Origin of the sequence: Neisseria sp. RH3002v2g (assembly GCF_014596425.2) — a bacterium.
Classification (GTDB): Bacteria; Pseudomonadota; Gammaproteobacteria; order Burkholderiales; family Neisseriaceae; genus Neisseria.
This window is the reverse complement of sequence record NZ_CP110721.1, coordinates 156331-178309: the sequence shown is the minus strand read 5'-3', so window position 1 is coordinate 178309 and position 21979 is coordinate 156331. Positions and strand designations below refer to the sequence as shown.

At 50.3% G+C, this 21979-nt stretch carries 19 protein-coding genes; 11 read left to right on the top strand and 8 right to left on the bottom strand.

The window, feature by feature from the left end:
* Positions 1-68: 68 nt before the first annotated feature.
* From rpoH to nagZ, 5 genes are all read left to right on the top strand, one after another.
* Entirely contained in the window at positions 69-932 is an 864-nt protein-coding gene (gene rpoH / locus BBP27_RS00875; protein ID WP_036493231.1) for an RNA polymerase sigma factor RpoH, read from the top strand.
* Between the two features lie 149 nt (positions 933-1081).
* On the top strand, positions 1082-2335 hold the full coding sequence (hemA, locus tag BBP27_RS00870) for a glutamyl-tRNA reductase (protein ID WP_188211829.1): 1254 nt from the start codon (positions 1082-1084) through the stop codon (positions 2333-2335).
* 240 nt (positions 2336-2575) lie between these two features.
* Positions 2576-4075, top strand: coding sequence for a DegQ family serine endoprotease (locus BBP27_RS00865; protein ID WP_049348847.1), 1500 nt, complete (start codon positions 2576-2578; stop codon positions 4073-4075).
* Positions 4076-4208: 133 nt separating this feature from the next.
* Positions 4209-5729 carry a Na+/H+ antiporter NhaC family protein gene (locus BBP27_RS00860; RefSeq protein ID WP_049359165.1) on the top strand — a complete coding sequence of 507 codons (1521 nt, stop codon included), beginning with the start codon at positions 4209-4211 and terminating at the stop codon, positions 5727-5729.
* Between the two features lie 96 nt (positions 5730-5825).
* On the top strand, positions 5826-6911 hold the full coding sequence (nagZ, locus tag BBP27_RS00855) for a beta-N-acetylhexosaminidase (RefSeq protein ID WP_107810751.1): 1086 nt from the start codon (positions 5826-5828) through the stop codon (positions 6909-6911).
* 75 nt (positions 6912-6986) lie between these two features.
* On the opposite strand, the gene BBP27_RS00850 is transcribed toward nagZ, so the two are convergent.
* Positions 6987-7733: an amino acid ABC transporter permease gene (locus BBP27_RS00850; RefSeq protein WP_070459299.1), complete on the bottom strand. Its 747-nt coding sequence runs from the start codon at positions 7731-7733 to the stop codon at positions 6987-6989.
* Between the two features lie 327 nt (positions 7734-8060).
* On the opposite strand from BBP27_RS00850, the gene trhP reads away from it, so the two are divergent.
* The gene (gene trhP, locus BBP27_RS00845) at positions 8061-9416 is read left to right on the top strand and encodes a prephenate-dependent tRNA uridine(34) hydroxylase TrhP (RefSeq protein ID WP_049336697.1); all 1356 of its coding nucleotides are present in this window, start codon (positions 8061-8063) and stop codon (positions 9414-9416) included.
* Positions 9417-9478: 62 nt separating this feature from the next.
* Here the strand turns inward: trhP and hemC are convergent, their stop codons facing one another.
* Positions 9479-10414, bottom strand: coding sequence for a hydroxymethylbilane synthase (gene hemC / locus BBP27_RS00840; protein WP_188211830.1), 936 nt, complete (start codon positions 10412-10414; stop codon positions 9479-9481).
* A gap of 118 nt (positions 10415-10532) precedes the next feature.
* On the opposite strand from hemC, the gene ybeY reads away from it, so the two are divergent.
* The 5 genes from ybeY to BBP27_RS00815 all read left to right on the top strand — a co-directional run bounded on the left by ybeY (position 10533) and on the right by BBP27_RS00815 (position 14415).
* Positions 10533-11048, top strand: coding sequence for an rRNA maturation RNase YbeY (gene ybeY, locus BBP27_RS00835; RefSeq protein ID WP_188211831.1), 516 nt, complete (start codon positions 10533-10535; stop codon positions 11046-11048).
* 1 nt (position 11049) lies between these two features.
* A complete protein-coding gene (locus BBP27_RS00830; protein WP_003748594.1) occupies positions 11050-11892 on the top strand; it encodes a CorC family transporter in 843 nt (280 codons plus the stop codon).
* A complete protein-coding gene (locus tag BBP27_RS00825; RefSeq protein ID WP_188211832.1) occupies positions 11889-12626 on the top strand; it encodes a methionine ABC transporter ATP-binding protein in 738 nt (245 codons plus the stop codon). The genes BBP27_RS00830 and BBP27_RS00825 overlap by 4 nt, the downstream gene beginning before the upstream one ends.
* A 1-nt stretch (position 12627) precedes the next feature.
* Positions 12628-13314, top strand: coding sequence for a methionine ABC transporter permease (locus BBP27_RS00820; protein ID WP_188211833.1), 687 nt, complete (start codon positions 12628-12630; stop codon positions 13312-13314).
* A gap of 189 nt (positions 13315-13503) precedes the next feature.
* Positions 13504-14415: a MetQ/NlpA family ABC transporter substrate-binding protein gene (locus BBP27_RS00815; protein ID WP_188211834.1), complete on the top strand. Its 912-nt coding sequence runs from the start codon at positions 13504-13506 to the stop codon at positions 14413-14415.
* 581 nt (positions 14416-14996) lie between these two features.
* Here BBP27_RS00815 and BBP27_RS00810 read toward each other — a convergent pair.
* From BBP27_RS00810 to nosZ, 6 genes are all read right to left on the bottom strand, one after another.
* Positions 14997-16016 (bottom strand): FAD:protein FMN transferase, encoded by a 1020-nt coding sequence (locus BBP27_RS00810; RefSeq protein WP_188211835.1) that lies wholly within the window; start codon positions 16014-16016, stop codon positions 14997-14999.
* A gap of 118 nt (positions 16017-16134) precedes the next feature.
* Positions 16135-16629, bottom strand: a complete 495-nt coding sequence (locus BBP27_RS00805; protein WP_003748604.1) for a nitrous oxide reductase accessory protein NosL — start codon at positions 16627-16629, stop codon at positions 16135-16137.
* A complete protein-coding gene (locus BBP27_RS00800) occupies positions 16626-17456 on the bottom strand; it encodes an ABC transporter permease (RefSeq protein ID WP_036493197.1) in 831 nt (276 codons plus the stop codon). The genes BBP27_RS00805 and BBP27_RS00800 overlap by 4 nt, the downstream gene beginning before the upstream one ends.
* Positions 17453-18352, bottom strand: coding sequence for an ABC transporter ATP-binding protein (locus tag BBP27_RS00795; protein WP_003748608.1), 900 nt, complete (start codon positions 18350-18352; stop codon positions 17453-17455). The genes BBP27_RS00800 and BBP27_RS00795 overlap by 4 nt, the downstream gene beginning before the upstream one ends.
* 56 nt (positions 18353-18408) lie before the next feature.
* Positions 18409-19788, bottom strand: coding sequence for a nitrous oxide reductase family maturation protein NosD (locus BBP27_RS00790; RefSeq protein WP_485953267.1), 1380 nt, complete (start codon positions 19786-19788; stop codon positions 18409-18411).
* 198 nt (positions 19789-19986) lie between these two features.
* The gene (gene nosZ / locus BBP27_RS00785) at positions 19987-21954 is read right to left on the bottom strand and encodes a TAT-dependent nitrous-oxide reductase (protein ID WP_070646250.1); all 1968 of its coding nucleotides are present in this window, start codon (positions 21952-21954) and stop codon (positions 19987-19989) included.
* Positions 21955-21979: the final 25 nt, after the last annotated feature.

Here is a 21979-nt window from a genome sequence, read left to right as displayed (position 1 = left end):
TATACTGCTTGTCACACAATAAACAAAAAGCCGTTTTCAGACGGCCTAATCAAGGAGAGCATCCTTTTATGAATAAAGCTTTTGCATTACCCGTTATCCAAAGCGGCAACGGTAGCCTCGAGCAATACATTCATACAGTCAACAGCATTCCCATGCTGACTGCCGAAGAAGAAACGCAACTGGCCGAACGTCAACAAAAAGGCGACCTCAACGCCGCCAAACAGCTTATTCTGTCCCATCTCCGCGTCGTCGTATCCATTGCACGCGGCTACGACGGCTACGGCCTCAACCAAGCCGACCTGATTCAAGAAGGCAATATCGGCCTGATGAAAGCCGTCAAACGCTACGAGCCAAGCCGCGGCGCGCGCCTGTTTTCGTTTGCCGTGCATTGGATTAAAGCCGAAATCCACGAATTCATTTTGCGCAACTGGCGTTTGGTCCGCGTTGCCACAACCAAACCGCAACGCAAACTGTTCTTCAATCTGCGCAGCATGCGTAAAAACCTGAATGCCTTGTCTCCAAAAGAAGCGCAAGAAATCGCCGACGATTTGGGCGTCAAATTGTCCGAAGTCTTGGAAATGGAACAACGCATGACCGGCCACGACATCGGCATCATGGCAGAAAACAACGATGACGAGGACAACTTCGCCCCTATCGACTGGTTGGCAGACCACGATGCAGAGCCTAGCCGTCAGTTGTCCAAACAAGCCCACTACGCCCTGCAAACCGAAGGTCTGCAAAACGCCTTGGCGCAACTGGACGACCGCAGCCGCCGTATCGTTGAAAGCCGCTGGTTGCAAGACGATGGCGGTTTGACCCTGCACGAATTGGCTGCCGAATACGGCGTATCTGCCGAACGCATCCGCCAAATCGAAGCCAAAGCCATGCAAAAACTGCGCGGTTTCTTGGCAGAAGAAGCAGAAGCCGTTTAAGCCTTTCTTGATAAAAAGGCCGTCTGAATCTTTTCAGACGGCCTTTTCGATGGCAAACCTCATCATATCTTCTCCCCCCAACACATTCATTTTAAAGCCCACTTAAGCTATAATAGCCACCACACACACTACCTGGTCATACCATAACCATGCAACTTACCGTCGTCGGACTCAACCACCAAACCGCGCCCTTGAGCATACGCGAAAAACTGGCATTTGCTGCTGCAAATTTGCCGGATGCCGTGTCTAACCTCGCGCGCAGCGAGGCGGCGGAAGAAGCAGTCATTCTTTCTACCTGCAACCGCACCGAGCTTTACTGCGTCGGCGAATCCGAAAAAATCATCAACTGGTTGGCAAAATATCACAATCTGCCTGTCGAAGAAATCCGCCCCTACCTCTACACCCTAGACAACAATGAAACCGTCCGCCACGCCTTCCGCGTCGCCTGCGGTTTGGATTCCATGGTCCTGGGCGAACCGCAAATTCTCGGCCAAATCAAAGATGCCGTCCGCGTTGCGCAAGAACAAGAAAGCATCAATACCCACTTAAACGCCCTGTTTCAAAAAACCTTTGCCGTTGCCAAAGAAGTGCGCACCGATACCGCTGTCGGCGAAAACTCCGTCTCTATGGCTTCCGCATCGGTCAAAATGGCAGAGCAAATCTTCCCTTCCATTTCCGACCTTAATGTCCTCTTTATCGGTGCAGGCGAAATGATCGAGCTGGTGGCCACTTATTTTGCCGCCAAAAATCCCAAGCTCATCACCGTTGCCAACCGTACACACCAGCGTGCGCAGGAATTGTGCGACAAACTCAGCGTCAACGCCGAAGCCTGCCTACTAAACGAATTACCCGATATTCTTCATGATTACGACGTGGTCGTTTCTTCCACTGCCAGCCAACTGCCCCTCGTCGGCAAAGGCATGGTCGAACGCGCATTGAAAAAACGCCACAACATGCCTGTTTTCCTGCTGGATTTGGCCGTTCCGCGCGACATTGAAGCCGAAGTCGGCGAATTGGAAGATGCATATCTCTATACCGTGGACGACATGATGGATATTGTCCAAAGTGGTAAAGACGCGCGCAAAAAAGCAGCGGCGGCGGCTGAAAGCATGGTGGAAGAAAAGGTCGGCGAATTTATCCGCCAGCAGAAAAACCGCCAAAGCGTTCCGCTTATCCGCGCCTTGCGCGACGAAGGCGAACGTGCACGCCGCCAAGTGCTGGAAAATGCCATGAAACAACTGGCAAAAGGCGTATCGGCCGAGGATGTCCTCGAACGCCTCTCCATTCAGTTGACCAACAAACTGCTCCACTCTCCGACACGCACGCTCAACAAAGCCGGCTCGGACAACAGCGAATTAATCGATGCCGTGGCGCAGATCTACCATTTGGACCAACACGACTGACCTTAATTTAAAGGCCGTCTGAAAAAAGCGAGACAACAGGTTCTATGTCAAAGTTTTCAGACGGCCTCAAAGCAACAAATTTCAATCATCATTTTTTCATTTAAAATGAAATGCTTGAAAAAAAACCGTTAAAGTGTAAAAATCCTACTTTATACATTTGAACAACATTCAAACAATAAAACTGCCTGCCGGCTCAAATACATGCCGACAATACGATAGGCACCGGCAAAAGGAACTTTCGTGCATATTAAAACAAACACATATCTGGCCCTTGCTGTCCTCTCAGCATCCCTTCTTTCAGGTTGCGACAAAGTCAGCACCTTTTTCGGTAAAGAAGAAAGCAAAGAACTCGTCCAACGCATAGAAACCAATACCGATGACGGTAAGGTCGGTATGCTGTTGCCCGATTTCGCCCAATTGGTACAAAACGAAGGACAGGCCGTCGTCAATATTCAAGCAACTCCGGCAAAACGCACTGCGACACCGGATGACGACCACAGCATGGACCTGAGCCAATTCCCCGACAACGACCCGTTTTACGAGTTCTTCAAACGCCTCGTTCCCAATATGCCCGATATGCCTCAAGAAGAGGCCGAAAGCGATGATTTGAATTTCGGCTCCGGCTTCATCATCAGCAAAGACGGCTATATCCTGACCAATACCCACGTGGTTGCCGGCATGGGCAACATCAAAGTCCTGCTCAACGACAAACGCGAATACACGGCCAAACTGGTCGGCTCAGACGCCCAATCCGACGTTGCCCTCTTAAAAATCGAGCCGCAAGAAGACTTGCCTGTTGTCAAAATCGGCAATCCGAAAGATTTGAAACCGGGCGAATGGGTAGCCGCCATCGGCGCGCCTTTCGGCTTTGACAACAGCGTAACTTCAGGCATCGTCTCCGCCAAAGGCCGCAGCCTGCCGAATGAAAACTACACGCCGTTCATCCAAACCGACGTTGCCATCAACCCCGGCAATTCAGGCGGCCCGTTATTCAACCTCCGCGGCCAAGTGGTCGGCATCAACTCGCAAATTTACAGCCGCAGCGGCGGTTTCATGGGTATTTCGTTTGCCATTCCGATTGATGTCGCCATGAATGTGGCCGACCAATTGAAAGCCAACGGCAAAGTCCAACGCGGCCAATTGGGCGTGGTTATCCAAGAAGTTTCTTACGATTTGGCCAAATCTTTCGGTTTGGACAAAGCAAGCGGCGCGTTGATTGCCAAAATCATGCCGAACAGCGCAGCGCAACAAGCCGGTTTGCAAGTCGGCGATATTGTCCGCAGCGTGAACGGGGAAGAAGTCCGCGCTTCCAGCGATTTGCCGGTCATGGTCGGCTCGATGATGCCGGGTAAAGAAGTGACTTTGAGCATTTGGCGCGGCGGCAAACAAACCGATGTCAAAGTCAAACTTGGCAGCGCAGCCGAACAAACGGAAACATCGGCCAAAGAAACCGAACAGCCGCAACACGAAGGCGGCCATGACGGCTTTACCGTTGAAAACGCAGGCCTGACTTTGCAGGTTGAAAACGCAGACGGCAAACAACGCTTGATCGTTCTGCGCGTTAGCGGCGCGGCCGAACGTGCCGGCCTCAAACGCGGCGACGAAATCATTGCCGTCAGCCAAATCAGCGTCAATGACGAATCTACCTTCCGCAGCGCCTTGGAAAGCGCAGGCAAAAACGTACCGCTTCTGGTGCAACGCGACGGCAATACCTTGTTCCTCGCACTCAATCTGCAATAGCAAGATTTTCAGACGGCATGATGATGCGTTAAATGGTAAAATACCCATCTGTCAGAGGCGGTGGGTATTTTGTTATCCGCTTTCCAAATCTAGGCCGTCTGAAAATATTTCACCGCTTATATACAATATAATTATGCAACTTATTAATTATTCGAATTCTATTTTATCCATTGTTCCGGCAGCCATCGCGCTCGCCCTGGCCATTGCCACGCGCCGTGTATTGCTGTCCCTGGGTGTCGGCATTATCGTCGGCTCATTCCTGCTGGTAGGCGGTAATCCGCTTGATGCCTTGGTTCACTTGAAAGACATGGCTGTCAGCCTGACTTGGGCGGACGGAGATTGGTCTTTGGGCAAACCCAAAATCCTGCTCTTCTTAGTGCTTTTGGGGATTTTTACTTCCCTGCTGACACATTCCGGCAGTAACCAAGCATTTGCCGATTGGGCGAAACAGCACATCAAAGGCCGCCGCGGTGCGAAGCTGCTGACTGCCTGCCTGGTATTCGTTACCTTTATTGACGACTATTTCCACAGCCTTGCCGTCGGCGCAATTGCCCGTCCTGTAACCGATAAATTCAAAGTTTCCCGTGCCAAACTGGCTTACATCCTTGACTCCACTGCTGCACCGATGTGCGTTTTGATGCCGGTATCCAGCTGGGGCGCATCGATTATTGCTACTTTGGCCGGCCTTTTGGTAACGTACAACATCACAGGCTACACACCGATGGGCGCATTCGTGGCCATGAGCCTGATGAATTACTATGCCGTCTTCGCATTGATTATGGTATTTGTCGTTGCTTGGTTCTCTTTCGATATCGGCTCAATGGCTCGCCTGGAACGCGCCGCTTTAAACGAAATTCATGATGAAACCGTTGACACCGGCCATCCCAACGGCCGAGTATTCGCGCTGATTGTACCGGTTTTGGTACTGATCGCCGCCACGGTTTCCGCCATGATTTACACAGGCGCGCAAGCTTCTGAAACCTTCTCTTTGCTCAGCGCATTTGAAAATACCGATGTGAACACTTCCCTCGTGTTCGGCGGCACTTGCGGCGTATTGGCCGTTATCCTCTGCACCATCGGCACCATCAAAACCAGCGATTACCCCAAAGCCGTTTGGCAGGGTATCATCTCTATGCGCGGCGCCATTATCATCTTGATTTTGGCATGGATTATCAGCACCGTTGTCAGCGAGATGCACACCGGCGAATACCTCTCCACCTTGGTAGCAGGCAATATCCATGCAGGCTTCCTGCCCGTGATTTTATTTCTGCTCGCAGGCGTGATGGCCTTCGCTACCGGTACAAGCTGGGGTACATTCGGCATCATGTTGCCGATTGCCGCCGCCATGGCCGTCAAAGTCGAACCAGCGCTGATTATCCCCTGCATGTCCGCCGTCATGGCCGGTGCCGTATTTGGCGACCACTGCTCGCCGATTTCCGACACCACCATCCTCTCTTCTACCGGCGCACACTGCAATCACATCGACCACGTTACCTCGCAATTCCCTTACGCACTGACCGTTGCCGCCTCTGCCGCTATCGGCTACCTGATTTTAGGCATGACCGGCTCTGCGCCTTTAGGTTTTGTGGTAACCGGCATCGTGATGGTTGTGTTGATTTTCATCTTAAAAGACAAGAACAAAGCAACTGCCTAATTCAAAACCAATATTCAGACGGCCTGAGATATTCCGACACGCTCAGGCCGTCTGAATATTGCAATTACCCATATATCCATTATTCAGGACAAAACAATGAATACGCCCCATCTTCCACGCGGCCCTGTCATGGCCGACGTCGCCGCCTACCATCTGACCGAAGAAGAAAAACAACGCCTGCTCGACCCTGCCGTCGGTGGCGTTATTTTGTTCCGCCGCAACTTTGAAAATGTTTCCCAGCTCAAAGCTTTGGTTCAAGAAATCAAAGCCATCCGCACGCCTGAACTCATCATCGCCGTCGACCACGAAGGCGGACGGGTTCAACGTTTTATTGACGGTTTCACCCGCCTGCCTGCCATGAACGTATTGGGCGAAATTTGGGACAACGAAGGCCAAGAAGCCGCCTGCGCCCAAGCAGAACAAGTCGGCTGGGTTTTGGCGACTGAACTCTCCGCCTGCGGTATCGACCTATCCTTCACACCTGTATTGGATTTGGACTGGGGTCAATGTGCCGTTATCGGCAACCGCAGTTTCCACCGCGACGCCAACATCGTAACCCAGCTTGCCCTTGCCCTGCAAAAAGGCCTGAACAAAGGCGGCATGAAATCTTGCGGCAAACACTTCCCCGGCCACGGCTTTGTCGAAGGCGACAGCCATCATGTCCTGCCTTGCGACGAACGCAGCCGCGAAGCGCTCGAAGTCGCCGACCTTATCCCCTTCCGCGCACTGAGCCAGGCAGGCATGGCCGCAGTCATGCCTGCCCACGTCGTATATCCGCAAATCGACAGCCAACCTGCCGGCTTCTCCGAAAAATGGCTGAAACAAATCCTGCGCCAAGAAATCGGATTTAACGGCGTTATCTTTTCAGACGACCTGACCATGGAAGGCGCATGCGGTGTCGGCGGTATTAAAGAACGCGCGCGACTTTCTTTTGAAGCAGGCTGCGATATTGTACTGGTATGCAACCGCCCTGACTTGGTCGATGAATTGCGAGACGGTTTCCACGCGCCGGCAAACGCCGACTTGACCGCACGTTGGCAATACATGGCCAACACATTGACTATCCAGGAAGCAGCCGACATCATGGCAACCGAAGCATTCCAAGCCGCCCAACAGGCAACCGCCAAACTGGCAACGCCCAAAGACATCGCAGGCGGTGTCAAAGTCGGCGAAGCATTCTGATTCAAGGCCGTCTGAAACATTGACGGCAAATAAAAAAGGAAGACTTTTTCAAGTCTTCCTTTTTTGTCTTCCTAATTAATGAAGTTTTACGTTATAGCGACGTTCCAAACGTAAGAATACCCATCCTAATACACTCGTCAATACAAGATAAATCAATGCAACCGTATAAAGCGGCTCTTGGAATATCGAATACTGACCTGTGATTGCTTTTTGAACAGACATAAGTTCAGGAACTGCAATAACAGACAGCAAAGAACTATCTTTCAAAAGTGTGATAAATTCGCCTGCAAGTGGTGGCAACATACGGCGAAGAGCCTGAGGCAAAATCACATAACGCATCGCCTGGGTATAGGTCAGACCCAAAGAACGTGCGGCTTCCATTTGGCCTTTATCAATCGACTGGATACCGGCACGGAAAATCTCACAAACATATGCACCTGAGTTTGCAATCAAAGCCATTACACCTGCGATCAATGGGCCATAAGAACGACGAAAATTAATTGCAGATTCTCCGCTGATTAATGCACCATCGGTAGGATGTACAAAAAATGGGAAAATAACAAAAGCCCAAATAATAACTTGAGCAAGCAATGGCGTACCGCGGAACAACGCAACATACACAAAAGAAATCTTACGTAAAACCCAAGCCAATGCACGTATCGGTGCACCGGCTTTTTCCGGATTAACCAAACGAGCCAATGCCAGCAGCAAACCTAAAATCGAACCGCCAATCGTTGCAACCACTGTAATTCCCAGCGTTGCTAATACGCCGTAAAAAAACATCCAGCGGTATTCATAAATGATGTCAAAACGAAAATCCATAAACCTTCCGTCGGTCAAAATCGGTAACGAATCCGAATATTTTTTAAAATGAAGCTTGATATTTTACAAGAAAATACATTGCTTGAACGGTTTTTTGTTAAATTATTCCGCCCAACCCTGCTTTTTTTACATTTCCAATGAATTGCAGCCCCTTTTCGCCTTTGCCCATATAGGACATTTTCCGTATAAAAAACAAAGCGCAAACCCGAGACAAAATTGACCGAAACGCAAAAACAGCGGATAATCCGCCCATTCTTCAAACATCTTTCAGACGGCCTTCCCTCTTCCCTTAAAGGCCGTCTGAAAACATTTTAAAAAGCATAAAACATGAAAGCACCCGAACTCTTATTGCCTGCAGGCGGCCTCGAACGTATGCGTGCTGCCTACGATTACGGCGCAGATGCCGTTTACGCCGGCAGCCCGCGTTACTCCCTGCGCGCCCGCAACAACGAATTTGCCAAACTCGACGTTCTCGAGCAAGGCATTAAAGAAGCGCACGAGCGCAACAAAAAATTCTTCCTGACCGTCAATACGCTGCCGCACAACTCCAAACTCAAAACCTTCGTTTCTGATATGGAGCCCTTGATTGCCATGAAACCCGACGCGCTGATTATGGCGGATCCGGGTTTGATCATGACCGTGCGCGAAAAATGGCCGGAAATGCCGATTCACCTGTCCGTACAAGCCAACACCACCAACTACTGGGGCGTAAAATTCTGGCAAAACATCGGCGTCGAACGCATTATTCTGTCGCGCGAATTGAGCATGGAAGAAATCGCCGAAATCCGCCAAGAATGTCCCGACATCGAACTCGAAGTCTTCATTCACGGCGCATTGTGTATCGCCTACTCCGGCCGTTGCCTATTGTCGGGCTACTTCAACCACCGCGACCCCAACCAAGGCACCTGCACCAACTCCTGCCGTTGGGATTACAAAGTCCATAACGCCGTCGAAAGCGACGCGGGCGATGCCCAGCTTCTGCAAGGTTTCAACTTTGAAAAAGCCCAAGAAGAAGCCAACCAAAACTTCGAAGGCATCAACGGTCAAAAACGCCATCCCTACGCCGACAAAGTTTTCTTGATTGAAGAGTCCAACCGCCCGGGCGAAATGATGCCGATTATGGAAGACGAACACGGCACCTACATCATGAACTCCAAAGACCTTCGCGGTATTGAAGTGGTTGAGAAACTGGCCAAAATCGGCGTGGACAGTCTCAAAGTCGAAGGCCGTACCAAGTCGCTCTATTACGTCGCCCGCGTGGCCCAGTCCTACCGCAAAGCGATTGACGATGCCGTTGCAGGCCGTCCGTTTGATTACAGCCTGTTGAGCGAACTCGAAGGCCTTGCCAACCGCGGCTACACCAGCGGCTTCCTCGAGCGCCACCAAACTCAGGATTACCAAAACTACCTGACCGGCCACTCCATCGCCAAACAAAGCCAATATGTCGGCCACGTTACCGAAATCGATGAAAACGGCTGGGCGACCATCGAAGTCAAAAACCGCTTTGCCATCGGCGATTCACTCGAAATCATCCACCCGAGCGGCAACCAAACCATCAAATTGGAACAAATGACCCGCAAAGGCCAGCCTGTCGATGTGGCACCAGGCAACGGCATTCAAGTCAAAATCCCCAATATGCAGGGCAAAGAAAAAGCTTTGGTTGCGCGGATTATGAATCCTTAAGCATCAACAAAATAAAGGCCGTCTGAAAGTTTCAGACGGCCTTTTAAATTATCTATACTGTTTTAAGCCTGTTCTTGCAATACGGCGGCAATCAACTCTTCCGCACCATCATCTGCCAGTTTTTTGGCGACTGCACGACCCAAGGCATCGGCGTATTCGGCAGGGGCTTGCGCGTCCGCTTGCAAAATGACCGAACCGTCAGGATGACCAACCAAGCCGCGCAAGGTCAGCAAGCCGTTTTCTTCAGTGCAATATGCGGCCAGCGGCACTTGGCAGCTTCCACCCAGAGCGCGCGCCAAAGCGCGTTCGGCAGTAACGCAGGCGTGCGTGGTATCGTGGTTCAAAGGCTTTAAGACTTCGTACAAATCTTCGCGATGCGCTGCAATTTCAATACCCAATGCGCCTTGTCCGGCGGCAGGCAGGCTGTCGGATTCTGTCAAAATCATGCGGATGCGTTCGTCCAATTCCAGACGCTGTAAACCGGCGGCAGCCAAGATAATCGCGTCGTATTCGCCGTTATCGAGTTTAGACAAACGGGTTTGCACATTGCCGCGCAAAGGTTTGATAACCAAATGCGGATAGCGCGCACGCAACTGGGCTTCGCGGCGCAGGCTGGATGTGCCGACGACGGCGCCTTTGGGCATTTCTTCCAAACGCGCGTATTGGTTGGACACAAACGCGTCAAACGGATTGGCACGTTCGCCGATGGCTGCAAGCGCGAAACCTTCAGGCAAATCCATCGGTACGTCTTTAATCGAATGCACGGCCAAGTCGGCCCGGCCGTCATACAAAGCCTGTTCCAACTCTTTGACAAACAAGCCTTTACCGCCGACTTTTGACAAAGTTCTGTCCAAAATCTGGTCGCCACGCGTGGTCATGCCCAAAATCTCGACTTCGCAATCGGGATACAGGGCTTTCAGACGGCCTTGGATATGTTTTGCCTGCCACATGGCAAGCAGGCTTTCGCGACTGGCGATAACGAGTTTTTTCGGGTTCATAATGGTTGCCTGAAAGATGGAAAACGGCATGAAGTCTATCATATTTTGGGCGGTTTTTCAGACGGCATGGGGGTGAATATGTTATATTTACACCTAAAAACCAAATTTTCCGGACAACATGAAACGCGCCAAAAAATATCCTTTTTTATCCTTACAGCGGCAACGTTTTCATCTGAACTTTGAAAACGCCTCTTCCGCCGCCGACCTTCCGAGCGAACGCGATTTTTACCGCTGGGCATGGTCTGCCTTGAAAAACAAATACCGCCGTGCTGACATCAGCCTGATTCTTCTGGACGAAGAAGAAGCCCGCGCCTACAACCGCGACTACCGCGGTAAAGATTACGCCACCAATGTATTGAGTTTTGCACTCAACGAAGGCGAAATCCTGCCCGACCAGTTTTCAGACGGCCTGTATGGCGATTTGGTGATTTGCCCGCAAGTGGTTTTGAAAGAAGCCGCCGAACAAGGTAAAACACCCGAGCAGCATTTTGCCCACCTGACCATACACGGCACTTTACACCTGATGGGCTACGACCACATCGAAGACGATGAAGCCGAAATAATGGAAGCCGAAGAAATCCGCCTGATGCTGGCGGCAGGTTTCCCCAACCCCTACCAAGAGGACGAATATTAAAATGGACGGTACGCAGTCGAAACCCAAGTTTTTCGAACGCCTAATCTCCCGACTTGCCGGCGAGCCCGACTCCGCCGAAGACGTATTGACCCTGTTGCGCCAAGCGCACGAACAGGAAGTTTTTGATGCCGACACACTGACTCGGCTGGAAAAAGTATTGGACTTTGCCGAGCTAGAAGTGCGTGATGCCATGATTACGCGCAGCCGCATGAACGTATTGAAAGAAAACGACAGCATCGAGCGCATCACAGCCTACATCATCGAAACCGCCCATTCGCGTTTCCCCGTCATCGGCGAAGACAAAGACGAAGTTTTGGGCATTTTGCACGCCAAAGACCTGCTCAAATATATGTTCAACCCCGAGCAGTTCCACCTGAAATCCGTCTTACGCCCTGCCGTTTTCGTTCCCGAAGGCAAATCACTGGCCTCCCTGTTAAAAGAGTTCCGCGAACAACGCAACCACATGGCGATTGTCATCGACGAATATGGCGGCACATCCGGCCTAGTAACCTTTGAAGACATCATCGAGCAAATCGTCGGCGACATCGAAGACGAGTTTGACGAAGACGACAGCGCCGACAATATCCACGCCGTTTCTTCCGAACGCTGGCGCATCCACGCCGCAACCGAAATCGAAGACATCAACGCCTTTTTCGGTACGGAATACAGCAGCGAAGAAGCCGACACCATCGGCGGCCTGGTCATTCAAGAATTGGGGCACCTGCCCGTACGCGGCGAAAAAGTCATCATCGGCAACCTGCAATTTACCGTCGCACGCGCCGACAACCGCCGTCTGCACACCCTGATGGCCACACGAATTAAAGAAAACACGGATAAACCATGATTATTCTGGATCACGTCTCCAAACACTATCAAACACGCGACAACAAAGACTTTGTCGCCGTCGAGCCGACCAGCCTCGAAATTAAACAGGGGGAAATCTTCGGCCTGATGGGCTATTCCGGCGCAGGCAAATCCACCCTGCTGCGCCTGATTAATTTATTGGAACGTCCCGACACAGGTACCGTCCGCGTGTGCGGCCAAGAACTGACCGCGCTCAACGCCACGCAACTGCGCCACGCCCGACAAAATATCGGTATGGTGTTCCAACAGTTCAACCTATTGAGCAACCGTACCGTTTCCGAAAACGTCGCCTTCCCTTTAGAAATTGCCAAATGGCCGTCTAAAAAAATCCAAGCGCGTGTTGAAGAATGTTTGGAAATCGTTGATTTGCAAGACCGTGCCAACCATTACCCGTCCCAACTTTCCGGCGGTCAAAAACAACGTGTCGGCATTGCCCGCGCGCTGGCGCCGCAACCTCAAGTCATCCTCGCCGACGAACCCACTTCCGCCCTCGACCCTGCCACTACTCGCAGCGTTTTGAAGTGTTTGGAGGACATCAACCGACGTTTCAACGTAACCATCGTCATCGTTACCCACGAAATGAGCGTTATCCGCCGTCTGTGCGACCGTGCCGCCCTCTTGGACAAAGGCCGTCTGTTGGAAATCGTTGAAGTACACGGCAACCAAATCCATGCCCAATCCGAAATCGGGCAAGAGCTGATTCGAGAGGACTAATATGGCAGATTTAACATTTGAAAGTGCTGTTGCGACCATCGTCAGCATGAAGGGCGAAATTATCCAAGCCTTGGGCGAAACCTTTATTATGGTCGGCCTATCGACTACTTTCGCCGTTATCTTCGGTACGGTTTTGGGCGTATTGCTGTTTGTGACGTCAACTCATCAGTTGCACTACAACAAACAGCTGAATTTATTTTTGGACAACCTGGTCAACCTGATGCGTGCGTTTCCTTTCGTCATCCTGATGATTGCCATGATTCCTGTTACACGCGCCATCATCGGCACGACCATCGGCCCGGTTGCCGCCTCATTGGTATTGAGCGTATCCGGCTTATTCTACTTCGCCCGCCTGGTCGAGCAAAACTTGCGCGAAGTGCCCAGAGGCGTGATTGAAGCAGCCTCCGCAATGGGCGCTTCCCCCATGTGCATCATCTGCAAAGTGCTTTTGAATGAAGCGCGCGCAGGTATGGTTTCCAGCATTACCATCCTAGCTATCGGCCTTCTGTCGTACAGCGCGGCAGCAGGCATGATTGGCGGTGGCGGCTTGGGCGACCTTGCCATCCGTTACGGCTACTACCGCTATCAAATGGAAGTCATCATCTTCATCGTTGCCATCCTGGTTTTACTCGTTATCCTGATTCAAAGTATCGGCAACAGATTGGCACGCAAACTGGACAAGCGTTAAGTAAACAGGCCGTCTGAAATGGACTTACTATTTTTCAAACGGCCTGTTCTCTATTTAGGACATATATTCCCATTAAGTTTACAAAAAAGCATCCTCATCTTTCCAAAATAGATTTACAATCCCTCTTTTTTTGACAGCGGCAGTTTGAGGCCGTCTGAAACCGTTTTATCATCCATCTGGAGCAAAATTATGCGAATCAACCCATTCTTCAAAACCCTTTCTGCCGCTGCGCTGGCCATCGTATTGGCTGCCTGCGGCGGTCAAAAAGACAGCGCACCTGCTGCCTCTGCCGCTTCTTCCACCGATAACGGCGCAGAGAAAAAAGAAATCGTCTTCGGTACAACCGTCGGCGACTTCGGTGATATGGTAAAAGACCAAATCCAACCGGCTTTGGAGAAAAAAGGCTATAAAGTCAAACTGATCGAGTTTACCGACTATGTGCGCCCCAACCTTGCTTTGGCAGAAGGCGAATTGGACATCAACATCTTCCAACACAAACCTTATCTGGACGACTTCAAAAAAGAACACAAACTGGACATCACCGAAGCCTTCCAAGTACCGACTGCCCCTTTGGGCCTCTATCCTGGCAAACTGAAATCTTTGGACGAATTGAAAGACGGCGTCAGCGTTTCTGCACCTAACGACCCATCCAACTTTGCCCGTGCATTGGTTATGTTGAACGAATTGGGCTGGATTAAACTGAAAGCCGACGTTGATCCGCTAACCGCATCTAAAGCAGATATTGCCGAAAACCCTAAAAACATCCAAATCGTAGAACTTGAAGCCGCCCAACTGCCGCGCAGCCGTGCCGACGTTGACTTTGCCATCGTTAACGGCAACTACGCCATGAGCAGCGGCATGAAACTGACCGAAGCCCTGTTCCAAGAGCCGAGCTTCGCCTACGTTAACTGGTCTGCCGTCCGCACTGCCGACAAAGACAGCCAATGGTTGAAAGATGTAACCGAAGCCTACAACTCTGACGAGTTCAAAGCCTACTCACAAAAACGCTTTGCCGGTTACAAATACCCTGCGGCATGGGGTGAAAACGCAGCAGCAGGTGCTCAAGCCGAAGCCGCCTCTACTGCTTCCGCAACCAAATAAATCGCTCTTTGAAAAAAGGCCGTCTGAACGTTCAGACGGCCTTTTTCTATCATCACTCACAAAGTCAAAACTATTTTTTATTGATAACAATCACTTATATAATTTCTTATATCAAACCGAATCAACTGTTGTAAAAATATTCAATAAAAATCCATGTTTTTATTCAATATAATCAATCACTAAATGAATTATTCTACTTTTTTATAATATTCACTGGTAATGTTCCGCTTATCCTGATATTATACCGTTTATCTAAAGGCATCCGGTTATCTGCTTTTTAGACCGCTCATCTTAATTGCTTTAAACCACTTTGTCGGATTTTCCCATAATGTTGTGTTTCTCCGTTTCGAAGGGGTTTGAGCGGTCGAAATACCGTATTGCTTAGATATTAAAGCTTCGTGCTTTGAAATGAGTGAATTTTTGTTTTAAGTGTCGTAATCTCTTGCTAATTACTCCCAGCTGCAAGAGTTTCAGGGTTGTCTATTTGGACAACCCTTCTTTTTTATACTCCATCATTTCAATAACTTAAGATTTTCTTATTCATATTCAAACCAACTGGCAAAACCATTCTTTTTCCCACCTCAAATCTTCTTCAATTCATTATTCGGCATTACCAGCCAAACCTGTGCATTTTTGACTTGGGCCGCTGCTCGGATGGCCGCTTCATCCATAATAGAAAATGCAGTCGAAAAAGCATCGGCAACTGCCGCACTCTCCGCCATAACGCTCATGCTTTTATAGCGCGGCTGGCTTCCGCCTGTGCGCGGATCAAACAGATGGGTAAATTTGCCTGCCTCGTCCATTACCGTGCCATAGCCGCCCGATGTGGCAAATGCTTGATTTTTCATGGTAATAGTGGTCAGGATTTGGTCTTCTTGGTCAGGATTGCGAATGCTGACATTCCACTCGCGCTGGTTGGCATTATCAAAGCCGTAAATCTCCCCCATATCAATCAATGCCTGAGAAACGCCTTGCTGCTTCAACAATTCGGCTACTTTGTCGGTGATATAGCCTTGGGCAATGCCGTTAAGCGACAAGCCCATGCCTTTTTGGGCAAAGCGAATTTCTTTGGTATCAAAATCAACTTTGTTGAAGTCCACCAATTTAAGCGTATCTTTGATGCTGCGTTCGGACGGCGGCGTTTCGGTTTTTGGGTTTCGTCTGAAATGGTCGGCATACAGATTCCACAAAGGCTGAATGCTGGGATCAAATGCACCTTGCGTCAGCTGATGAATATCCCGGCTGATACTGAGCAGCTGCAAAAAATCGGATGGCGGATTTTTCAGACGGCCTTCTCGGTTTAAGCGGCTGATCAGGCTGTCATCCCGATACAGACTGAAGATTTTTTCCAATCGTGAGACTTCCGCCAATACTTTGTTGACCAATATTTCCGCCTGCTTGCGTTCAACGCCGAACAAACGCAATTCTGCACCCGAACCCAATGCAATCCCTTTCCAGATAACAGGCTGCCCTTCTTGATTCGGGTCGGCTGAATGAGTCGGCCGATTGGTTTTTCGGCTGATGGCAAAGGGAATGCCGGCACCGACGGCAAGTGTGGCGGCGATGGCAATGAAGCGGCGACGCGTTAAAGGGATGGACATGGCGTATTCCTTGGATTTTTTATTTTTACATTGAAAGCCTGCATCATTAAATATCAATCGGCACGCCTTCAACACAAAGGCCGTCTGAAATGGTTTCAGACGGCCTTTATTGATTGTTTTATTTGAAAATATATTCGTCGGGCATTTCTGCAAAACCGACTACTCTGCCGCCTTTTTCTTTGGCGAATTTTTCAGCTTGTGCCTTGTCGGCAAAAGGAAGCGCATCTTCCGCACCCATGCCGCCGATAAAGCTGCTTTCGATAACGTAATAGGCCTTTTTCGCATCTATCCATTCGGTGTCGGCATTGGGTTTTTCCCAATCTTTGACTTTACCCATATCGGTAACATAGATGACATGAATGCCTTTCGGCTCTTCAGGCAGCTTGGTGTAGCCAAACATCTGCTTGATGGTGGAAAACCAAACTGGTTTTTCAGGTTTGCCGTTCAAGAAGATTTGCGCTTTAGGGCCGTTGTGTTCAGTCAAATTCATGCTGCAGTAATGACCCACTGCGCTGTCGCTGATTTGTTGGGGCGCAGGCGGAGGGCTGTTGTCCTGCTTGCTGCAGGCTGCCAATGCGATGAGTGTGAAGGTTGTCAATAATATTTTTCTCATATTTGTCGCTTTCCGAAAATCCAGGCGGCTAAAATCAAAGGAATGATAACCCATAATACCTGAGCCGTCAGCAAAACAGGCATACTCAGGCTGATTTGTTCGCTCAAACCCGCCATGCCGGCATACATGGCTGTATTTTCGTAACCCGTCAGGTTCAGCAGGCGATAAATGTCTGCGGGGTTGAACAAAAGAACGGTTTCCACTACAGGCGCGGTAATGACTTGTTCGGTATCGGCAACCAAAACACCTAAAAGCGCCATATCAAAAATAACGACAAAAAACAGCCATACGCCGATGGCGATACCGGCGGCGGTACCGCGTTCTTTAACTTTTGCGCTGATCAAATAGCCCATGGACAAAAAGGCTGCGCCAAGAATCACGCTGGCAGCAATCAAGAGGGCGAAAGGCTGCCATGCGGCAATATCAAAACCGCCGTTGGCAAGCTGAAGGGTAATACCTGCCAACCCGTAGCCTGCCGTGGTGGCAAGGGCAAGGATGATGAGGTGGCCGATAAATTTACCGGCAAGGATTTGGTTGCGCGAGATGGGGTAACTTAGCAGCAACGCCATTGTACCGCGCTCGATTTCGCCGATCAGTGCATCATAAGAGAGCAACATCGCAATCAGCGGAATCAGGAAAATAGACAGGCTGGACAGGCTGACTACGGTTACCGTCAAGGGATCAACCTTGACCGAACCGGTAGGCGAGCTGCCGAGAAAGCCTAATGACAGTGCCAATGCGGCAAGCAAAAGTGCGGCGGCAAGAACCCAACGGTTGCGCAGGCTGTCGCGGACTTCTTTGCCGGTAATAATCCAAACGGGGTTCATACGTCTTCCCTCTTCAAGAATTGCGCGTACATATCGTCAAGTGTAGGCGTGTGGATATCGATGTAGGCAAGACTGCCCAAATCACCCAATTCGCTCAAAAGAGCCATGCGCTCTTCTGCTTTACATTGCGCTTGGTATGACAGGCCGTCTGAAAGCGGATGCCAACGCTCGCTCAACGGGCGCGCTTCTTTCAAGCGGACATTGACGGTCAACGGCAGACCGCTTTGAACATGCAACTCATCCATGCTGCCGTCGGCAACTTTCACGCCGTTTTTCATAACGATGATGCGGTCGGCGTGCCCGTCAAGCTCGGCCAGTGCGTGGGTGCTGAGCAATACAGTTGCGCCGCGTCCATTGAGTTCGCGCACAACTTCATAAAACATTTGACGCGAAGCCGGATCAAGGCCGGTAGTCGGCTCGTCAAACAGTAAGACTTTAGGTTCGCCCAACAAGGCTTGTGCCAAAGCGAGGCGTTGGCGCATACCTTTAGAGTAAGTGCCGACACGGCGGCGTGCGGCCTGAGAAATGCCGACACGCTCGAGCAATTCGCGGTTTTTACTCAGGGGCTGTTTTTTTAGTTTGGCATAGAAATCCATGGTTTCGATACCGGTCAATGAAGGATGCAATGCAACCGTTTCAGGCAGGTAACCGATTTGGCTGCGACGCTGCGCACCTGCTTTACTGCCGGTCGGCTCTCCCAAAAGCATCACTTCGCCCTCGGTCGGCGTAATCAGGCCGAGTATCAGCTTCATAATGGTAGATTTGCCCGCACCGTTGTGTCCTGCCATGCCGACGCTCTCGCCAGCCTTGAGAACCAGATCGACTTGGTTGACGGCCTTTTGGCTGCCAAACTGCTTGGTCACGTTTCTCAATTCAACGTGGTTGGTACTGCTCATGGATATTCCTCTAGTGAATGTTTCAGACGGCCTTTGATATTGGGCCGTCTGAAAGGTTACATATTGGCATTTCCGCCTGTCAGCGCACCGTTTTCGGCATTACCCCATTCGGATTGGTGCGTTTTTGCTTCATGCAGCAATTCGTCCTTCATGGCTTCGTATTTGGTTGTCGTTTTATTGCGGACGGGGTTCATCAAAGGCTTGCTGTCAATTACACCGCCGGGCAGGATGGCGGGAAATTGCGATTGCGCCCATTTGACAATGCTTATGGCAGGGCTGTTCATCAATAACCGGGCGACGGGTGCGCGCCAGATGATTTGGTCGATAATCCCGTTGGGACGGTAGGCACTGTCGCCGAAGCCGTCGCCGTCAAGGTCAAAGGCGCTGTTATCGCTCCAATAGTTGCCGCGACCACCCTCGCCCCAATCGAGGAAGCGGGTGCTGACATATTTAACCTGGCTTTCGTTGTTGATAAATGAATTTTCGTACAGGGTTGTGCCTTCGATGGCTGCGGTGAAGTGGATACCGATTTGGCAGTTCTCGAAATGATTGGCAAAGATTTTATCGTAGTTGGCATTGTAGGCAAACACACATTTGCCCGCCTTGTTGATCACATTATCGTGAATTTCGGAATAATTGACGTAGTTGAGCATAATGCCTTGGTCGCGGCTACCAACGGCAATGTTGCCATACACTTTCAAGCGTTCAGAAAACATCAGCACATAACCCATATTGTTGCCAACGGAGATATTGTTGCTGACTTCGCTGTCATTGGTATACATATAATGGACGGCAAAGCGCAAGTCGCTAAAACGGTTGCCTTTGTAGGTATTATGGGTACTGGTATTTGAAAAAATACCGTCACGGCCTTTGGAAATATCGTTATCGACCACTTGCGCACCGGGCGCATTCCAGACGGTTACGCCGTTGCCGCGTTCGTTGACGCGCAGGGTTGCATCGCCGATGATTTTATTTTCCCGCACCATGGATTCTGCCGCACCGTGAATATACACGCCGACAGAATTGTCAATGATGTTGTTATGCTCCACCAGCGCGCGCGTTGCCGTCTCTTCCAAATAGATACCGGCATCCATTGCCGGCAAACTCATGCCGGAATGGGAAACGGTCAGATTGCGCAAAGTTACATCAGGCGCATGAACGGCAACCGTCCTCCCCCTTCGGTCGCCGACGATCTTGGCGGAACGGTCGGCAGGGCCTTCGATGGTAATGGGTTTGTCGATATAGAGTTTGGTTTTGTATGTACCGGAGGCAAGCTTGAGCGTATCGCCGGCTTGGGCGCGCGCCAAAGCATCATTGAGATTGTCTTGTGCGGATACGTTGATGACTGCGGCAAAGGCCGTCTGAACCATGCTGCCAAGCAGCAATACGAGTGCGGCACGTTGCCATTTGGAACGATGGATTTGTGTGTGCGTCATAATCATATCTCTGTTTCAGACGGCCTGCTTGCCGCATGATAAACCGATGCGGAAACAGGTATTTTGGTGTTATAGCAAAGCTGTCTGATGATGGCTTTCATTTTGTGGCCATATCGGCCGACAAACAACTTTGCTATAAAGGCCGTCTGAAAGAATATTTTTTCAGACGGCCTGAAGAATTAAATCATCAAACCGAAATTATTTTGGTTTAACAATCATTTGGCCAGACATTTCCATGTGCAATGCGTGGCAGAACCATTGGCAGTAGTACCAGTGTACACCTGGACGGACAGCCTTGAAGGTTACAGAAGATGTAGCTTGCGGGCCAATCTCCATAGCAATGCCATAACCTTCCAAAGTAAAGCCGTGAGTCAAGTCTTCAATGGTCTCAACGTTGGTTACATATACGGTAACTTCGTCGCCTTGGTTCACTTCAAATTGAGGAACGCTGTAAGCAGGCGCAACGGCAGTCATGTACACGCGTACTTTGTTGCCTTCACGTACGACTTTGGCAGCTTTTTCCAGCTCAACACCGTCTTTTTGAGCTTGTTCCAAAGCTTCTTGCCAGAACCATGGGTCTTTGCGGTCCCAAGTTTTGCTTGGGTTCACTTTAGACGCAGCAACCAAGCACAAGTCGTGTGGTTCGGCAAAAGTCGGATTGTCATGCACCAGACGCATTTCATCGCCAGAGATGTCGATCAATTGGTCACACTCAGGTTTCAAAGGACCGGCATTCAAGAAGCGGTCTTTAGAGAACTTGTTCAAAGATACCAACCATTTACCGTCGGCTTCTTTGGTTTCGCCCATGGTAGTGTGGTTGTGGCCAGGTTGATAGTGAACGTCGAGTTTTTGTTTAATCGGATCAATTTTCTCGCCTTTATAGGCTTTAATCGCGTCGTCGATGTTCCATTTCACCATTTGGCTGTCGATAAACAATGTAGTATAGGCATTGCCGCGACCGTCAAATGCAGTGTGTAATGGGCCAAGACCCAGTTGAGGCTCGGCTACGACAACATCGCGCTCTTTGATTTTACCTGCAAACAAGTCATCCAGTTTGCTGACATCCAATACGGTAACAGTTGGAGACAGTTTACCGTTGAGCATGATGTATTTGCCGTCAGGGCTTGCATTACAGCCGTGAGGAGAGTTAGGAACCGGGATGTAACGAGTGTATGGAGAGTTGGCTTCCGCACGACCGTCCAACATTTTCACGCCGTTAACTTCTTTGAAGTCGCCTTTTTTGATGCCTTCTTCGATGGCGGCCAGGTTAAATACCACACACCAGTCTTGCTCGTTAGAAGAAGCACCTTGTACAGTCAGAGCGCGTTCAGAGTTATAGCAGGTAGAGAAAGAGTATTTACCTTGGTAGTCGGCATCGCCGTTGTCCAAGTTACCGTCTACCAAAACTTGCCATGCGATTTCCATGGTTTCGCCGTCAATTGCGGTATACACGGCATTCCAAGTTTTCGCATCATCCCATTTGCCTACGCCGTCAACTGGAACAATGTGTTCGCCGTTGGCAAAAACGTAACCGGTTTTCGGATAACGTTGCGGACGCAGACCGTGGATACCTGAAGCATTAGGAATATCGATGATTTTATCGGTTTTCATTACATCCAAGCGGACGCGGCAAACACGGGTGTTTGCTTTATCGTTGGCGTAAGCATAACGGCCGTCGTAAGTTTGATCGGTAAAAGACAAGTGCGGGTGGTGCAAGTCGCCGTTAGGGTAGCAGCGCAGACCGCTGTCTTGCAGGAATTTACGGGTTTCCGGCGTAATTTTTTCATTCAAAATACGCAGGCTCTCGTTGGTACGGCCCCAACCGGTAGCGCTGTCCATATTGAATACAGGGATACGCATCAACTCACGCATAGAAGGTACGCCGATCAAGCGCATTTCGCCTGATTGACCGCCTGACAAGAAACCGTAGTATTGGTCAAGTTCGCCTGGACCGACTTCGGAAGTCTGTTTACCCGGCTCGGCAGAATGAGCAGCGGCTTTTTCCGCAGGTGCAGCACCGGAAGCAGCAGCTTTATCACCCTCGCCGTTAGAGCAACCGGCCAAGCCCAACAAACCGGCACCGGCAATACCTGCACCGGAAGCAGCGGCAGTACCTAAGAATGAACGACGGCTTAAGCCGTTTTGTTCTAATTTTTCGTCTGACATACGACACTCCTTGGATAAAATCCGG

Coding starts and splice junctions, on each gene's coding strand:
- BBP27_RS00800 (WP_036493197.1), bottom strand. CDS start 17,456: ATGAACCCCGTTTGGATTATTACCGGCAAAGAAGTCCGCGACAGCCTG.
- rpoH (WP_036493231.1), top strand. CDS start 69: ATGAATAAAGCTTTTGCATTACCCGTTATCCAAAGCGGCAACGGTAGC.
- BBP27_RS00830 (WP_003748594.1), top strand. CDS start 11,050: ATGGACGGTACGCAGTCGAAACCCAAGTTTTTCGAACGCCTAATCTCC.
- nosZ (WP_070646250.1), bottom strand. CDS start 21,954: ATGTCAGACGAAAAATTAGAACAAAACGGCTTAAGCCGTCGTTCATTC.
- trhP (WP_049336697.1), top strand. CDS start 8,061: ATGAAAGCACCCGAACTCTTATTGCCTGCAGGCGGCCTCGAACGTATG.
- nagZ (WP_107810751.1), top strand. CDS start 5,826: ATGAATACGCCCCATCTTCCACGCGGCCCTGTCATGGCCGACGTCGCC.
- BBP27_RS00860 (WP_049359165.1), top strand. CDS start 4,209: ATGCAACTTATTAATTATTCGAATTCTATTTTATCCATTGTTCCGGCA.
- BBP27_RS00815 (WP_188211834.1), top strand. CDS start 13,504: ATGCGAATCAACCCATTCTTCAAAACCCTTTCTGCCGCTGCGCTGGCC.
- ybeY (WP_188211831.1), top strand. CDS start 10,533: ATGAAACGCGCCAAAAAATATCCTTTTTTATCCTTACAGCGGCAACGT.
- BBP27_RS00805 (WP_003748604.1), bottom strand. CDS start 16,629: ATGAGAAAAATATTATTGACAACCTTCACACTCATCGCATTGGCAGCC.
- hemC (WP_188211830.1), bottom strand. CDS start 10,414: ATGAACCCGAAAAAACTCGTTATCGCCAGTCGCGAAAGCCTGCTTGCC.
- BBP27_RS00825 (WP_188211832.1), top strand. CDS start 11,889: ATGATTATTCTGGATCACGTCTCCAAACACTATCAAACACGCGACAAC.
- BBP27_RS00790 (WP_485953267.1), bottom strand. CDS start 19,788: ATGACGCACACACAAATCCATCGTTCCAAATGGCAACGTGCCGCACTC.
- BBP27_RS00820 (WP_188211833.1), top strand. CDS start 12,628: ATGGCAGATTTAACATTTGAAAGTGCTGTTGCGACCATCGTCAGCATG.
- BBP27_RS00795 (WP_003748608.1), bottom strand. CDS start 18,352: ATGAGCAGTACCAACCACGTTGAATTGAGAAACGTGACCAAGCAGTTT.
- BBP27_RS00810 (WP_188211835.1), bottom strand. CDS start 16,016: ATGTCCATCCCTTTAACGCGTCGCCGCTTCATTGCCATCGCCGCCACA.
- hemA (WP_188211829.1), top strand. CDS start 1,082: ATGCAACTTACCGTCGTCGGACTCAACCACCAAACCGCGCCCTTGAGC.
- BBP27_RS00850 (WP_070459299.1), bottom strand. CDS start 7,733: ATGGATTTTCGTTTTGACATCATTTATGAATACCGCTGGATGTTTTTT.